At 64.4% G+C, this 15,580-nt stretch carries 14 protein-coding genes, 1 tRNA gene and 1 rRNA gene; 8 read left to right on the top strand and 8 right to left on the bottom strand.

Annotation, left to right across the window (positions count from 1 at the left end):
• The first annotated feature begins 214 nt into the window (after positions 1–214).
• Both rrf and LB516_RS23250 read left to right on the top strand, forming a co-directional pair.
• A 5S ribosomal RNA gene (rrf, locus tag LB516_RS23255) occupies positions 215–329 on the top strand.
• Between the two features lie 243 nt (positions 330–572).
• Positions 573–649, top strand: a tRNA-Met gene (locus tag LB516_RS23250).
• A 133-nt stretch (positions 650–782) separates the two neighbouring features.
• Here the strand turns inward: LB516_RS23250 and LB516_RS23245 are convergent.
• On the bottom strand, positions 783–1,700 hold the full coding sequence (locus tag LB516_RS23245) for a LysR family transcriptional regulator (protein WP_224720442.1): 918 nt from the start codon (positions 1,698–1,700) through the stop codon (positions 783–785).
• A gap of 140 nt (positions 1,701–1,840) precedes the next feature.
• On the opposite strand from LB516_RS23245, the gene LB516_RS23240 reads away from it, so the two are divergent.
• Complete coding sequence (locus LB516_RS23240) at positions 1,841–2,479, top strand: DsbA family protein (RefSeq protein WP_224720441.1); 639 nt, start codon at positions 1,841–1,843, stop codon at positions 2,477–2,479.
• 36 nt (positions 2,480–2,515) lie between these two features.
• The gene (locus LB516_RS23235; protein ID WP_224720440.1) at positions 2,516–3,127 is read left to right on the top strand and encodes an NAD(P)-dependent oxidoreductase; all 612 of its coding nucleotides are present in this window, start codon (positions 2,516–2,518) and stop codon (positions 3,125–3,127) included.
• On the opposite strand, the gene LB516_RS23230 is transcribed toward LB516_RS23235, so the two are convergent.
• Positions 3,111–4,583 carry an ROK family protein gene (locus LB516_RS23230; protein WP_224720439.1) on the bottom strand — a complete coding sequence of 491 codons (1,473 nt, stop codon included), beginning with the start codon at positions 4,581–4,583 and terminating at the stop codon, positions 3,111–3,113. The two genes, LB516_RS23235 and LB516_RS23230, sit on opposite strands and share 17 nt — an antisense overlap.
• A 35-nt stretch (positions 4,584–4,618) precedes the next feature.
• Complete coding sequence (locus LB516_RS23225) at positions 4,619–5,527, bottom strand: tagatose-bisphosphate aldolase (protein WP_224586723.1); 909 nt, start codon at positions 5,525–5,527, stop codon at positions 4,619–4,621.
• A gap of 276 nt (positions 5,528–5,803) precedes the next feature.
• On the opposite strand from LB516_RS23225, the gene LB516_RS23220 reads away from it, so the two are divergent.
• The 4 genes from LB516_RS23220 to LB516_RS23205 all read left to right on the top strand — a co-directional run bounded on the left by LB516_RS23220 (position 5,804) and on the right by LB516_RS23205 (position 10,028).
• Positions 5,804–6,709 carry a sugar-binding transcriptional regulator gene (locus LB516_RS23220; protein WP_140661652.1) on the top strand — a complete coding sequence of 302 codons (906 nt, stop codon included), beginning with the start codon at positions 5,804–5,806 and terminating at the stop codon, positions 6,707–6,709.
• A gap of 433 nt (positions 6,710–7,142) precedes the next feature.
• Complete coding sequence (locus LB516_RS23215) at positions 7,143–8,120, top strand: ABC transporter substrate-binding protein (RefSeq protein WP_224720438.1); 978 nt, start codon at positions 7,143–7,145, stop codon at positions 8,118–8,120.
• A gap of 98 nt (positions 8,121–8,218) precedes the next feature.
• Positions 8,219–9,280: an ABC transporter permease subunit gene (locus LB516_RS23210; protein WP_140713133.1), complete on the top strand. Its 1,062-nt coding sequence runs from the start codon at positions 8,219–8,221 to the stop codon at positions 9,278–9,280.
• Complete coding sequence (locus tag LB516_RS23205; protein ID WP_224595976.1) at positions 9,273–10,028, top strand: ATP-binding cassette domain-containing protein; 756 nt, start codon at positions 9,273–9,275, stop codon at positions 10,026–10,028. The genes LB516_RS23210 and LB516_RS23205 overlap by 8 nt, the downstream gene beginning before the upstream one ends.
• Positions 10,029–10,064: 36 nt before the next feature.
• Here the strand turns inward: LB516_RS23205 and LB516_RS23200 are convergent, their stop codons facing one another.
• The 5 genes from LB516_RS23200 to LB516_RS23180 all read right to left on the bottom strand — a co-directional run bounded on the left by LB516_RS23200 (position 10,065) and on the right by LB516_RS23180 (position 15,285).
• Positions 10,065–10,841: an ATP-binding cassette domain-containing protein gene (locus tag LB516_RS23200; RefSeq protein ID WP_224720437.1), complete on the bottom strand. Its 777-nt coding sequence runs from the start codon at positions 10,839–10,841 to the stop codon at positions 10,065–10,067.
• Positions 10,838–11,719, bottom strand: coding sequence for an ABC transporter ATP-binding protein (locus LB516_RS23195; protein WP_181173956.1), 882 nt, complete (start codon positions 11,717–11,719; stop codon positions 10,838–10,840). The genes LB516_RS23200 and LB516_RS23195 overlap by 4 nt, the downstream gene beginning before the upstream one ends.
• Positions 11,716–12,546, bottom strand: coding sequence for an ABC transporter permease (locus LB516_RS23190; protein ID WP_015315623.1), 831 nt, complete (start codon positions 12,544–12,546; stop codon positions 11,716–11,718). The genes LB516_RS23195 and LB516_RS23190 overlap by 4 nt, the downstream gene beginning before the upstream one ends.
• Positions 12,543–13,529: an ABC transporter permease gene (locus tag LB516_RS23185; protein ID WP_224529023.1), complete on the bottom strand. Its 987-nt coding sequence runs from the start codon at positions 13,527–13,529 to the stop codon at positions 12,543–12,545. Before LB516_RS23185 ends, LB516_RS23190 begins: the two co-directional genes overlap by 4 nt.
• Positions 13,530–13,674: 145 nt before the next feature.
• Positions 13,675–15,285 (bottom strand): ABC transporter substrate-binding protein, encoded by a 1,611-nt coding sequence (locus tag LB516_RS23180; RefSeq protein ID WP_224644127.1) that lies wholly within the window; start codon positions 15,283–15,285, stop codon positions 13,675–13,677.
• Positions 15,286–15,580: the final 295 nt, after the last annotated feature.

The raw sequence follows: 15,580 nt of genomic DNA, 5'->3' as shown, positions 1-15,580 counted from the left end.
GCGGCCCTTACGGGCCTATGCTCCGCGAGGGCGCCGGACGACCGGCGACGCGCAGTCGCGCTTGCGGGCTTTGCCCGAAGCAACCTGCAAAGCATCGCCTTGGCGCGGAAAGACGGGCAACGGCACGGTCGGATGGCGAGCAGGTATCCCCTACTCACCATTCCCTACTGCCTAATCCCTAACCCAGCTTCTCGAATAACGTGCGTTTTGCCGACCTGGTGGTTATGGCGGAGCGGCTGCACCCGATCCCATTCCGAACTCGGCCGTGAAACGCTCCAGCGCTGATGGTACTTCGTCTCAAGACGCGGGAGAGTAGGTCGCTGCCAGGTCTGCAAAACGCACGTTCAAACTCTCATCCAATCGGATGACCGTGAAATCTTCTCTGCACTTCGTTCGATGCATGTCGTTGCCCCAAACCGCTAACACTTTTGGGCAACATGCATAAAGGCCCGCCAAGGGATCCCGGGCCGCTCTAAGCGGCCCTTTCATTTGGTGGAGACAGAATACCGCAATCGCCAAATAAAACGGCGATCGCAAATACCGCAATCGCCACAAGGCGATCATGGTGGTGACGCGGGGTGGAGCAGCCCGGTAGCTCGTCAGGCTCATAACCTGAAGGTCACAGGTTCAAATCCTGTCCCCGCAACCAAACAAAACGGCCCGCCTGGCTCTATGCCGGCGGGCCGTTCGCGTTCCGATCTCATAATGCTGCGGATGTCTTGTTTTGGGTGCGGTAGAACCGCTTTATGTAAGCCATTACCGACCTTCTGCCGCGGTTACATTCACGCCACGGCACTGCCGCGCGATCGCTTTCTCTCGGCGGCGGCGAGCAGGTCCACGAACGCGCGCACCTTGGCGGGCCTGAACCTTGCCGGCGGAAAGACGGCGTGGATGCCGCCGGTGGGCAAGGCCCAGTCGGCAAAGACCGGCACCAGCCGCCCCTCGGCGATGTCGTCGCTGACGCTGTAGTCGGGAAACACACCCAGCCCTATGCCGGCAAGCACGCAGGCATGGGCAGCTGGGCTCTTGTCGCATGTGATGACCGGGTTGAGTTCGGTCAGCACCTTGTCGCCATCCCTGGAAAACAGCCATTGGCCGACGCAGCGAAGCTGGGCGTTTCCGACCCAGGCCAGCGACCGCGCCTGCCGCGGGCTCACGCCCTGCGGCAGGTTTGCGGCGAACGCAGGACTTGCCACCACGATCTGCCGTATCGTGCCCAGGCGCCGCGCCTGGTTGGAGGAATCAGCAAGCCAGCCGACGCGGATGCCGAGGTCGATCTGCTCGTCGACCAGATTGCTTACCGCGTCGTCGAAGATCACCTCGACGCGCATATGCGGATAAGTTCTCAGATAGGCGGCGATGACCCGTGCAACCACCTTCGTGCCGTAGTCGAGCGGCGCCGTCAGTCTCAACATTCCAGCCGGTTCGACGGCCGCGCGCGAAATCTCGCCATAGGCGGCCTCCGCTTCCCGCAGGATTATCATCGCACGATCATAGAAGAGGCGTCCCTCTTCGGTCGGCGCGACACGCCGCGTTGTTCGTCGCATGAGTGTCGCGCCCAACTCCTCCTCGAGCTTGCCGATCTGATGGCTGACCACGGCTTTGGCGACGCCAAGCCGGTCGGCCGCCGATGTGAAGGAGCCGGTCTCCATCACGGTGGTGAAGTAGACGAGTCGATTGAGGTTCAGCAGGTCAGCCACGGCGATCGCTTTGTATGAATTGGTCAGACAATCTATATTATTGGATGGCGTTTATCGCAAGATCGTTGTCTGCCACATAGGAGCAACAGATTTTGGCAATCCAGACCGCTGCACGCCGCGCCAAGGGATATCAGGCAATCATGAGCAATTCGGATGTGTTTTATCTTTTCGATCCGCTCTGCGGCTGGTGCTACGGCGCCGCCCCGATGCTGGACAAATTGGCTGCCAGCGGCGTGCGCGTCGAATTGCTGCCGACTGGTCAGTTTTCGGGAGCGGGCGCGAGGCCGATGGATGAAGGTTTTGCCGCTCACGCCTGGGCGAACGACCGGCGTATCGAGCGTCTGACCGGACAAGCGTTCACGCAGCCCTATCAGCACAATGTCCTCGGCATCCGTGGCACCTTGCTGGACTCGCATGCCGCGACCCTCGCCATCAGCGCCGCCGGCCTGGAAGACCCGAGCCGCCGGTTGACCGCGCTCAAGGCAATCCAACGTGCGCGCTATGTCGACGGTCGCGATATCGTAACTGTGGAAGGCGTGGCTGCCGTGCTCGCCGGCGCTGGCATGATGGATGCCGCCGCGATCCTGAAGAGCCCGACCGAAACCTTGCTGACGGCGCACCTCGACCTGGTCAATCGTGGCCGCGCGCTGTTCCAGCGCTTGCATGCCAACGGCGTGCCTTCGCTGGCGGTCATCCGCAACGAAGCGCCTCGGCTCATCGGTTCGAACGCGCTGTTCGGCAGCTTTGACAATCTTGTCGCCCATATAGCGGCGGCGTGACCCCCAACTGACCTCCAACAAGGACTGGAAAAGAACATGGCAAACGTCGCTCTCATCGGTGCATCCGGCGCTGTCGGCTCGCGCATACTCAAGGAACTCTCCGATCGTGGCCACACGGTCACCGGTATCGCCCGCAGCCCTGAAAAAATTGCCGCGCTGCCCGGCGTGACCGCCAAGAAGGGCGATGTCTTCGATAAGGAAGGCCTTGCCGAGTTGATCCGCGACCATGATGCGGTGATCAGCGCGGTGCATTTCATGGATAGCGACCCCGACACGCTGATCGCCGCGGTGCGTGCCTCGGGCGTGAAGCGCTATCTCGTCGTGGGCGGCGCGGGCAGTCTCGAAGTCGCGCCCCGCAAGCGTCTGGTCGATACCGCTGAATTTCCTGCGATCTACAAGGCCGAGGCACAGAAGGGCGCCGACTTCCTGGACAAGTTGAAGACAGTCAGCGACCTCGACTGGACGTTCCTGTCGCCGTCCGCGATGTTCGTCCCAGGTGAGCGCACCGGCAAGTTCCGCGTCGGCAAGGACACGCTTCTCGCCTCGGATAAGGGTAGCAGCATCTCGTTCGAGGACTATGCCATCGCCATGGTCGACGAAATCGAGAAGCCGACGCATGTCAGGCAGCGCTTCACCGTCGGTTATTGATTGAAAGGACCGACGCGTCGCCGGCCAGGGTCGCGCGGAGCCATGCGGCGATGGCCTCGAAGTCGATCGGCTGCGTCGTGTCGACGTCGAACAGCGGCCCGCGCCGCAGCGGTTCGGCGCGCCTGGCCAACTCGATCAATTCGGGGATATAGGCAGCGCCGGGATGACCCGGGAGGCGCTGACCGAGCCGGGCGCCGTAGCGTTCGGCCAGAACTTCGCCCGGCGCGTGGCACCAGATCTCGACCGTGTGTTCGACGCCGGCGTTGCGCAGATGATCCTCGAGCACTTGCCGCGGCTGGAAGCCGAACCAGGCATCGACGATGAAGGTGCTGCCGGCCGGGGCGTCGCCGACGAGCGACCAGATTGCCTGGTAGCTGGCGCGGCCCAGCGTGCGGTTGAATTCGCGGTCGCCGCCGCCGAGCACTTCGAGGAACGGGTTCTTGACCGTATCGAGCGCGAGCAGCGGCCATCCCAAGCGATCTGCGATGCCGCGTGACACCGTGCTCTTGCCGCTGGCCGGGATGCCGTTGACGAGCACGGCGCGTCTGGCGCGGCCGTGCTGAACGGAAAGCGATGTCGATGTCGGTGCCGAAAGCGCCTGGAGACCGGCGCCGATCACTCCGGCGTCGTCGCCGAGCTGCGCCGGCGCCACCGGGCATTGGTACCACGGCGCCAGCGCCGGCGCGTGGCCAAGCGCTCTGTGTGCCGCCCGGCCAAGACCGCCGCCAAGCAGGACGAGGTCGGGGTCGAACACGGCAACGGTGGTATCGATGGCCGCGCGCAGTGGCCTCGCCCAGGCTTCCAATATGCCTCGCGCCTGGATGTCGCCGGCGGCATCGCGGGCAAAGAGTTGGTCGACCGAAACCTCGGGACCAAGGTCAGCCCGCGCTATGTGACGGCCGAGCGCCGTACCCGAACTGGTGGTTTCGACACAGCCGCGCCGCCCGCAAGCGCAGAGTTCGCCGTTGACATCGACGGTGATGTGCCCCAGTTGCCCCGCTGTTGCCCGGCCGCGCATGATCCGTCGGTTCTGGACGACGGCGCCGCCAATGCCGGTGCCGATGGTGAACATGGCGATGTTGTCGTGGCCTTGGCCGGCGCCAAGCGCCATCTCGGCGGCCAGTGCCATGTTGCAGTCATTGTCGACGATGACAGGCTTGCCGGTCATGCTTTCCAGCCGCTGCGCGAGTGCGACCGAAGCGAGGTTGACATAGCCTCCCGACAGGACCGCGCCGCGCCGTGCGTCGACGCGGCCAGGGACGCCGACGCCGATGGCCGCCACATCAGGCGCATCGAGAAGGCGCACCATGTCGGCGATGCGGCCAAGCACCAGCTCCGGGTCAGGCGCGCTCTTTTCAGAAAGGCGTTCGAGGAATTCACCGGTGCACGAGATGCGGGCGGCACGCAAATTGGTGCCGCCGATATCGATCCCTATGGCCATCGACTTTTGTGGCATGACGTCCTGCACGTGACGGCGCTCAAACGTGGATATCAGGCGGCAGCCTTCCGCCGATAGTGCCCGATCACCGCCTGAATCTCTCGCAGCCGCGGCACCGCGATGGTCTTAAGCCTGTCGCGCTGAATGTCACGGTCGAGCGAGATGCAGTCCTTCCACAGTGAACGGCCGGCGATCACACCGGAGGCGCCGTTTTGCATGGCGATCTCGACCTGGCCGAGAAAGGTGGCGTGGTTGACGCCAGCCGAAAGCACGGCCCACGGCACTTCGCCGGCCATTTTTGTAATGTTGGCGCAGGCTTCCGGTGTTCCGGGGTAGGGAAGCTTCAGCACCTTCGCGCCGCATTCCAGCGAAATCCTCGTACCCTCCTCGACCAGCCAGGGCGTCTTGGCCGCATAGTCCTCGGGGCTTTCACCTTCAAGCTGATAGGTCAGGAATTCGACGACGAGCAGCAGGTCCTCTTTGCCGAAGTCGGTGATGCATTGGCGCAGGATGGCGATGTTGTGTTCGTTGGCTTCAGGCTTGTCGGCCCTGAGATACACCATGATCTTGCCGCCCGTGCCGCCGAGTTCGCGCACGCGCCTCGCGTCAATGCCGGGGACCAGCCGCGACAGGCGATAGCCCTCCGGCGAAACGTCGAAACCGGACGCGTCGAGGCCGATGAGCAGCGCGGTGTCACGGTTCAGTACGCCGTCGTCGACAACTCTCGGCACCGCGCAGAGCGGGTCGAGCAGCACGCAGGACGCCGCACTTGCGAGGTAGCGCGTGATGTCGGCCTTGGTGTCGCCGAGCATGTCGTTGGTGATTCTGGCCTGGTCCTCGGGGTCCGACGCCAACAAGGTGCGCATGCCGCCGCGCTGATCGCAAGCGATGGCCACCATGGCTCCGTCCTTGCCGCATATCTGCTGGTAGCCGCGCAGTTCCGCGGTGGTCATCCTGGTCATGGTTTTCTTCTGTCCGATGTTGGCGCGCCGAGGCGCTGATCCCGTGGTAACAAATGGTCAGTTTGCCCGCCTGCCGGCAGGAAGAGTTTGCCGCCTGATACATCGCCGGCTGCTGGGATAAGCAGCCCAACCGGCGTTTGGCCTGGTATGCCTCAAGTTGCGAGTTCACCGGATTTGCGCGATAACTCGCATCGGCGTATACGTGTGTAACACGTTTCTGAAAGGAATTGCAAGCTGTCTGGTCCCTCCGCCCAGGACGCGACCGCATCGCGCACCATGCTGCACACGGTTGCCAAGTTGCACTATGTGGAGGAGATGTCGCAGGTCGATATAGCGCGGCAGCTCGGTGTCTCCACCGCGACGATTTCGCGCCTGCTGCAGCGGGCGCGGGCCGAAGGGATCGTGCGCATCGAGGTGATCGACCTGGCGACGCCGGAGGATATTACCAGGCAACTTGTCGACGGATTGAAATTGCGGGACGCCGCCGTTGTCGAAACGCCGGCAGCGGGTGCGCTGACGGCGCTTTCCGCCCCGCTTGGCGCTTTGCTCAGGCAGGCGCAACTGGTGGCCGGCTCCGTGGTCGCCATCGGCTGGGGACGCGCCGTGCGCGAGGTCATTCGAGCCGGCCTGCCGCGCATGCCGGGCGTGCTGACTGTGGCCGCGACTGGCGGCATGCAGCAGCACGCGGCGCATTTCCAGGTCAATGAATTCGTGCGGCTCGCCGCCGAAGAGTTTGGCGGGACACCGCACTTTATCCATGCGCCCTATCTGCCGTCCAGCGAGCTGCGTGACGTCTTCCTTGGAGACGCCACCATCCGCGATGCCGTCGCGCTGTGGGACAGGACCGACGTTGCGATCGTCGGCATTGGCCTGCCGCACGCCATCAACCCACCCGAGGCGAGTGCCGCCACGCCGACCGAGCAGGCGCTGGTCCATGCGGCTGGCGACGTCCTTCGCCATTATTTCGATGCGGAAGGCGCCCTGATCGCCTGGGAAGGGGAGAGCCGGATGATCGCCATGTCGCCGGCGCAGCTTCGCGCCGTGCCCCTGGTGATCGGCGTCGCAGCCTCGCCGGAGAAGGCGACGGCCATCATCGGCGCCGTTCGTTCCGGGCTCATCAACACGCTGGTGACGGATACCAAGACGGCTCAGGCCATCCTCGCGGTTCTTGCAACGCGATAGCGGCAGATATGCGGACTGATGCGGCGCTGTCGGTGCGGAGAGAAGCCGCTGCGAAATCGATTGTGTCGCCGGGGAAGTCGGGACGATAGTTCGCCCGGGGCTCGGAGGAGCAGTCAGAAGGCGTCTGGAAAGCCGGCGTTGCAGTCGCGGAAAAACCGAGTTGCAATTTATTTCTGCAAAGTGTTACAAATTGCCGATCCGTCGTGCAGGATGCCGGGCGCGATGGTTCCCTGACCTCGCGGAGGCGAGGAAAGTGAGCACGGGATTGTGCGGTCGGCTCGGCCGGCTGATATTTAGACTGGAGGGCGCTTGGGAGGAGCTGCCCGCGAAAGGCAAACAGGCGTTCCGGCCGTCGGCATCCTGCCTCTGAGCGGATAACGGCCATTCCAATGTCACCGAAAACGGCAGAACTGCCAACAATGAGGAGGATGTCATGAAGAAGATCGTTGCCGCGCTCGCGGCGCTTGCCGTCAGCGCAACGGTGCTGATGGCGCCCGCGCAGGCGCAGGACAAAAAATACACCATTGCGCTCATTCCGGGCCTCACGACCGATGGCTTTTACATCACCATGCGCAAGGGTGCCCAAGCGGCCGCCGACGCGCTCGGCGTGAACCTGGTCTTCCAGGGCGCTCCGGACTTCAACCCGGTCACCCAGGTGCCGGTGCTCGACGCGGTCATCGCCAAGAAGCCGGATGCGATCCTGATCGCGCCGACCGACAAGGTCCAGCTGGTCGAGCCGCTGCGCAAGGCCAACGACGCCGGCATTCCGGTCATAACAGTCGATACTTTCATCGGCAGCGGCGTCTACCAGACGGGTGCTGGCGATGCCGATTTCCCGCTGGCCTACATTGCTTCCGACAATGTTCTGGGCGGCGAGATCGCCGCGCGTGCGCTTGCCACCGCCGTCGGCGACAAGGGCAAGGTCTATGTGTCGAACGTCAAGCCCGGCATCTCGACCACCGACCAGCGCGAAGAAGGCTTCAAGAAGGAAATGGCCAAGCATACGGGCATCACCGTGCTGGAGACCCAATTCAATGACGACGACGCCAACAAGGCGGCCTCGCAGCTGCAGGCCGTCTTCGCGCGCAATCCCGATCTGGTCGGCGTGTTCGGCGCCAATCTGTTCTCCGCGCTGGGTGCGGCCAACGGCGTCAAGCAGGCCGGGCAGAGCGGCACCGTCAGGGTCGTTGCCTTCGATGCACCGACCAGCATCGTCGACAACATCAACACCGGCCTGGTGGACGTGGCGATCGCCCAGCATCCCGCCGAGATCGGCTACTTCGGCGTCGTCTCGGCCTATGCCCACCTGACCGGCCATTCAATCCCGGTTACGATCGGCACCGGCTTCACGATCATGGACAAGTCCAACATCGCCGACCCGAACATCTCGAAGTACCTCTACTCCGAGTAGGTCAAGACGAGCTTGGCTCCTCCCGGTCCGCCGGGGGGAGCTCGTGCCGGCTCCCAAAGGCGGGGCCTGTTTGAACGCAGCCGCGCCGCGGAGTATTCATGACCTCGACATCACCAGCCCAGTCGGCCGAGAAGCATGTCGCCCCCCAGGCCGATCATGGCGATCCGGCCAGGACCCTGATCGGGCGCATCGCCGAAGGGCGCGCCTGGTTGTTCCTCGCCGGTCTGATCATCTGTTTCGAGGTATGGTCGAGGTTCGCCTTCGGCGCGACGTTCGTGCTCAACCCGTTCAACCTGCAATCCATCGCGATCTTTGCCATAGCGCCGCTGCTGCTTGCGACCGGACAGACCTTCGTCATCATTTCGGGCGGCATCGATCTGTCGCTGGGGTTCATCATGGGGCTTGCCGCCGTCGTTGCCGCGCATGCCACCAATATGGCGGGCGCCGCCATTCCCTTGCCGCTGGCCATGCTGGCGGGCATCCTCGCCGCGGTGATCGTCGCCGGCTTGCCCGGCATCATCAATGGCCTGCTGATCTCGCGCCTCAGGGTGCCGCCGTTCATCGGCACGCTCGGCATGTTCGGCGTCGCGCGCGGCGTTGCCTTCCTGCTTGCCGGCGGCACGACGGTGCCGGTTCAGAATTCCTGGTTCGCGCTGCTCGGCAATGGCAAGTTCTACGGCGTGCCCTATCTGGTCATGATCGCTGCCGTGTTCGTCATCGTGATGCATTATCTGCTTAGCCAGACACGGTTCGGCCAGCACAATTATGCCATCGGCGCCAATGTGCAGGCGGCGCGGCGCGCCGGCATCGATATCCGGGGCCATATATTGCGGCTCTATGTGCTGTCGGCGATGTGCGCCGGCCTTGGCGGGGCGCTCTACGCGGCGCGCTTCACGGCCGGTGCGGCACAAGCCGGCGAGCCGCTGCTGCTCGACAGCGTCGCGGCGGTCGTCATCGGCGGCGCCAGCCTGTTCGGTGGCTCCGGCACGATCCTGGGCACGGTCGCCGGCGCGCTGGTGATCGCGGTCATCCAGTACGGGCTGGTCTTCGTCAATGTCGAGCCGTTCTGGCAGTTCATCGCCGTCGGCGTCGTCATCATCATTTCCGTGCTCATAGACCAGGCGCAGCGCCGGTTCAGTGGAGGCCGCCAGGATGAATAGCACCGACCAAAACACCCCCTTGCTCGAGGTCCGCAACCTGTCCAAGCATTTCGGCGCCGTGCGCGCGCTCAACGATTTCTCCATGGCCGTGCGGCCAGGCGAAGTGGTGGCGCTGGCCGGCGATAATGGCGCAGGCAAGACGACGCTGATCAAGGCGATCTCGGGCGTGTTCCAGCCGACAGGCGGCGAAATAATGCTCGGTGGCCAGCCGGTGGCATTCGCGACGCCGCAGGAGGCGCGCGAAAAAGGCATCGAGACGATCTACCAGGATCTGGCTCTCGCCGACAATCTGTCGATCGGCGCCAACATTTTCCTTGGCCGCGAACCGATGCGCAAGGCTTTCGGCTTCCTGCCGGTGCTCGACCGCAAGGCCATGGCCGAGGCGGCCAGGGAGACGATGAAGCGGCTGGATTTCCACGTCAGCCGGATGAACGCCCCGGTCAGCAATTTCTCCGGCGGCCAGCGCCAGGCCGTCGCCATCGGCCGCGCCGTCTACTGGGATGCGCAGATCCTCATCATGGACGAACCGACCGCGGCACTTGGCGTGCCGGAACAGCGCAAGGTGATCTCGCTCATCCACCAGCTCAAGGCGCAAGGACGCGGCGTGATCTTCATCTCGCACAATCTGCAGGATATCTTCGCGGTCTCGGACCGCATCGTCGTGCTGCGCCGCGGCGTCCAGGCCGGCGAGCGCAAGATTTCCGAGACCAACCATGACGAGGTCGTCAGGTTGATGGTTGGAGGGTAGGCCGTCCTGTCGGTGTGATCTTGTTCGAAGAGCGGATCATGGTCTGTTTCTGTTCAATCTGGGCGCAGCCGCCACCAGTGCCTTGCCGATGGCCGATCGCGGCGCGTCGATGACGGTTCGGGCATCGCCGCTCTCGGCAATCCGCCCGGCATCGAGAAGGATGACGCGGTGGGCGACCGCCCGGACGACGCCAAGATCATGCGAAATGAAGAGATAGGCGATCCGTTCCTCGCGCTGCAGGTCCAGCAGGAGATCGAGGATCTGGCCGCGCACCGAGACATCGAGCGCCGACACCGCTTCGTCAAGCACGATCAGCGACGGCTTGGTGGCGATGGCGCGGGCAATCGCCACACGCTGCCGCTGACCGCCGGAGATTTCATGGATTGCGCGGGGCGCGAGATCGGCCGCCAGGCCGACCCGCTCCAGCAAGGCGGCGATGCGGCGCGGGCGCTCCGTGCGCGGGGCGACGCCATGAATGCGCAAGGGGTCATCGAGGACGCGCGCCACCGTGGCGCGCGGGTTGAAGGCGGCCAGCGGATCCTGGAACACCATTTGCAGTCGCGCGCGACGGGCTCGAAGCGCCGAGCCGCCCAGAGCCAGGAAATCACCGCCTTCGAATTCAATGCGTCCGCCATCCGGCTCGATCAGGCGCAGCACCAATCGCGCGATAGTCGACTTGCCGCTGCCGGAAGGGCCTGCCAGCGCCAGCGTTTCGCCGGGCTCGATATGAAAGGAGATATCATCCACCGCAGCAAGGGTCTTGCCGCCGCGACTATAGCGTTTGGTGAGATTGGATACTCTCAGCAGGCTCATGCATTCAGCCTGCTTCGGTGCAGCAGCGGCTCGGCGTCGAGGCCGATATGGGCGTCGAGCAGCGCGCGAGTGTAAGCTTGCGTCGGGGCTTCGACAATCTGCTCGGTCTTGCCAAACTCCACCAACTGGCCGTGGCGGAACACGGCGATGCGTTCGGCAAGCTCGGCGGCGAGCGCAATGTCATGGCTGATGAACAGCAGCGTCATGCCGTCCTCGGCCACAAGCCGCCGAATCAAAGCGACGATCTCGGCCTGCACGATGGTGTCGAGCGCACTGGTCGCCTCGTCGGCGATCAGCAGTTTCGGCCCGGCGGCAATCGCGGCGGCAATCGCCACGCGCTGCTTCTGGCCGCCGGAAAGCTGATGCGGGAAGGCGTGCAGGGCGGAGTCGGGGTCGGGCAAGCGGACGCGTTCGAGAAGGGTTTTGGCTTTGGCATATGCCTGGGCCCATGTGAGGCCGAGATGCGTGCGCGCGACTTCGGCGATTTGTTTGCCGACTGCCATTACCGGATCGAGGCTGGCGGACGGATCCTGGAAGACGAAGCCGATGTCGCGGCCGCCAAGGGAGGCTTGATTGTGACGGTTGAGAGATAGGCGATCCTTCCCACCCCCCTCTATCCTGCCGGAGGGGGGTGCCTTGGCCCCCAACGTTGGCGGTGATCGCATGAACCAGTCGATACTCCCCTCAATCCTGGCGCTCGCCGGCAACAATCCCGCGATCGCCAGCGCCAGCGTGCTCTTGCCCGAACCGCTTTCACCGATGATGGCCAGCCGTTCGCCTGGCTGGATATCGAGAATAATATTCTTCAGCGCGGCGACCTCGCTGCCATCACGGCGGTAGGTCACCGTCAGATCTCGGATCGACGCCAGTACCGTCACGACAGGCCCCTCCGCACGGCCGTCGTCTCGACGATGCCTTCGCCGGCGAGATAGACGCCGAGCACCGTCAGCACCAGCGCAATGCCCGGGACGATCGAGAGGAACGGCGCGGTGCGCAAGACAGCGCGACCTTCCGCGATCATGCCACCCCAGGTGACCCGGTTGGGGTCGCCAAGACCAAGGAAAGACAGGGCTGCTTCGGTGAGGATCGCGGCGGCGACGATCACCGACGACATCGCCAAGATCGGCGGCAAGGCATTGGGCAGCACCTCGCGAAAGGCGATTTCCAGGGGATGCATGCCAATGACACGGGCACTGGCGACATAGTCGCGTTCGCGAATGGAGAGGACTTCCGCGCGGGCGACCCGCGCCGGCCCCGTCCAGGTGCCGAGCGCTATTGCGACGACGACGACGCCGAGCGAGGGCCCAACCACGCTGACGAAGGCCAGTGCCAGCAGGAAGCCCGGCACGGTCTGGAAAGCATCGGTGACGCGCATCAGCACCTCGTCGATCAGGCCGCCGGCGAAGCCGGCCAGCGTGCCGATCACCGCGCCGAAAGCGAGTGCCGCGGCCGCCGCGGCCAGACCGACGGCCAGCGAGGTACGGGCGCCATGAAACAGCTCGGCCAACACGTCCCGGCCGAGCCGGTCGGTGCCGAGCGGCAGCGACCAGTCCTGGAAAGGCGGCAGCAACGCCGCGCCAGCAATGGCTTGCGGGTCGCCGGGAAACAGCAGCGAGGCCGACAGCGCCATGGCAAAAAGCGCCGCCAGGATGATGGCACCGGCGGCCGCCTCGGGCGTGCGCAGAAAGCGGCGCAGACGGCTCATGCACCGGCCCCGCTGGCGCCGACGCGCGGGTCAAGGAACGCGTAGGCGATGTCGACGACAAGATTGATGACGATGACCAGGACGGCGCTGGTAAGAATGATGCCGAGCAGCAGCGGCGTGTCGCGCGCGGCGACCGCTTCCTGCGCCAGCCGACCAAGGCCGGGCACGGCAAAGACGCTCTCGATGACGACACTGCCGCCCAGCATCTGCGCCGACTGCAGGCCGAGCATGGTGACCAGCGGCAGCAATGCGTTGCGGGCGACATGAGCGAGCACGATGCGGCGGCGCGACAAGCCCCTGGCGCGGGCGGCCAGCACAAAATCCTGGCGCCAGGCCTCGGCCATGCCGGCGCGCATCATGCGCAGATAGAGCGCCAGATAGATGAAACCGAGCGCGCAAACCGGCAGCACCAGATGGGTGGCGATATCCGCGGCGCGGTCGAGACCGGTCTTGTCCGAGGCCAGCGTCTCGACGCCGCCGATCGGCAGCCAGCGCAGGTCGACGGCGAAGATCACGATCAGCACCAGGCCGAGCCAGAAGCCGGGCACCGCGTAGAGAGCCAGCGACGTGACGGAGAGAAAACGGTCGCGGAAGCTGCCTGGCCGGGCGCCGGCATAGATGCCGAGCGCCGAGCCGAGGCCGAAGGAGAGCGTAGTGGCGCTGACCATCAGGATGAGCGTGGTCGGCACGCGCTCGAGGATGACGTCGCGGATCGGTCGGGAAAAAGTGACGGACTGGCCGAGATCGAGATGCAGCAGTGCCCAGAGGTAGTTGGCGAGCCGCGTCAGCTCCGACTGATCGAGACCCCAGCGGTGGCGCAACAGCTCGATCATGCCGGCGTCGCCGCCGGTCGAGACGATGTAGGCGTCGACCGCATCGCCGGGCGCTGCTTCGAGCAGCACGAAGGTGCCGATGACGACGATCAAAAGCACGACGATGCTGCCGACGAGGCGACGGCGCAGAAGGACGAGGGCGCGATTCATGCGGACCTCGAATGTGCGATAAGGGACATAAGGAAATGTCGAGCCCAGGCGCGCCCCTCTGTCCTGCCGGACATCTCCCCCTCGAGGGGGGAGATTGGCTGCTGCCGATGGCTTTTCCTCGCGAACTCTCATCCGCGCAAGTCTGTCACGATTCCAGATACGTGTCCGCCCAGTTCGACACCGCCCAGCGCGGGTTGTTGGCGATGTTACCGACCTTGTCACTGGCGACGCTGATAAAACTCCATTCGGCGACGTTGATCAGCGGCAGGTCGGCCGCGACCTGCTTCTGGAACTCCTTGTAGAGGTCGGTGCGCGCCGTGGTGTCGAGCGTTTCGGAGGCCTTGGTGATCAGGGCGTCGAGCGCGTCATTCTTGTAGCCGCCCTGATTGGAAAACGGCACGCCATCGGGAATGCCGCTCTGCACCAGGATGGTGGTCGAGATCGCCGGGTCGCCGCGGAAAACCGGCGGACCGACCGCAAGGTCGAAGGCGTGGTCGGTATAGACCGCCTTGATGTGGGCGGCCGAGTCGTTGTTGACCAGCTGCGCGTCGATGCCTATTGCCGCGAGCGCCTGGCGCAGGTAGTCGCCGAACTGTTTCGTCTCATTGAAATAGGGGGCAGGCAAGAGCCTGAGCGAGAAGCGGTTGCCGTCGGCGCCTTTCTTATAACCAGCTTCGTCGAGCAGCGCGTTGGCCTTGGCGACGTCGAAGGCATAGATCGGCACGTCGGCGGTGTAGAATTGCGGATCGTTCTTCGGCACCGGGCCGGTGGCCGTGGCGGCGTAGCCGAGGAACACTGTCTTGACGACGAAGTCCTTGTCGATGGCGTGCGCGATGGCCTGGCGCACCTTGAGGTCGGCCAATTCCTTGCGGCGATGGTTGATCTCGACCACGAGCTGGTAGGTTAGGCCCTCATAGCCCTTGGTGATGACCTTCAGGCCGGGAACCTTGGAGATGCGGTCGAGATCGGCCAGCGGCACGGCCGAGAAAGCCGCGAGTTGGATTTCCTCGGCCTCCAGCGCGGCGGCGGCCGAGGTACGGTCGGGCAGGACCTGATAGATGATCTCGTCAAGATAGGGCTCGTCCTTGCCCCAGTAGTCGGCGTTCTTCGTCAGCCGGTAGTACTGGCCGGCCTTATACTCGCCGAACTTGAACGGACCCGTACCGATCGGTGCGTTGTTGGCGGGGTTGTCCTCGATCTTGCCGACTTCGTAGATGTGCTTCGGCACCACGCTCGACAGCGCCGGCAAGGCGTTGCGGATCAGCTGGAACGGCGTCGGCTTGGCGAATTTGAACACGGCGGTCAGATCGTCTGGCGTGTCGACCGTGCTGAGGTCCTTGAACACGGTGCGGCCGAGATTCTGCAGCGGCTTCCATATCTGCAGCGCCGAGAAGGCGACGTCGGCCGAGGTGAACGGCTTGCCGTCATGCCATTTGACTCCTTCGCGCAGCTTGAAGGTCGCCGAGAGACCGTCGGCGGCACCTTCCCAGCTCACCGCCAGCCGAGGCGCGAGCCCGTCCTTGCCGTCGAAGGAGGCTTCGGCCAGCGTCTCGACGATCTTGCTGGAGATGAAGAAAACGCCGTTGGAGGCGACGATCGCCGGGTTGAGATTGCGCGGCTCGGAATCGGCGGCAAGCACGAGCCGTCCGCCTTTCTTTGGCGTCTGCGTCCAGCCCAGGGCCGGCATGGCGGTGGTGGCCAGCAGCATTGCCGACCCGGTAAGCATGGTGCGTCTGGAAATGGTGAAACCTGACATGATCGAACTCCGTCCTCTTCTCCACCCGACCGGGCGCGGCCTCGAACGCCGGCGCGCATCGGCATCCTTGCGGCGGGGATTATGGGCCTTGCCGAGGGTTTCGCCAGAGACGGAATTGGCGCAACCTTGCTTGGCTTTGAAATTTCCGTCCGCTGGACCAGTTTAGCACAAGTCCAGTCAATTCGGTTGGCTGGTAGGACCAGGTTTCCGGATATGTGAAATGACGCTTTGGTGACCGCCCTGGCGCTGTGTTCGTAAACATTCTGGCTGGACCAGAGCGAGAAAAATGGTGCAG

The organism is Mesorhizobium sp. CO1-1-7 (assembly GCF_020164885.1).
In the GTDB taxonomy this organism is placed as follows: domain Bacteria; phylum Pseudomonadota; class Alphaproteobacteria; order Rhizobiales; family Rhizobiaceae; genus Mesorhizobium; species Mesorhizobium australicum.
Note: the sequence above shows the minus strand (reverse complement) of the source record. Positions and strands in the feature narration are given on the sequence as shown.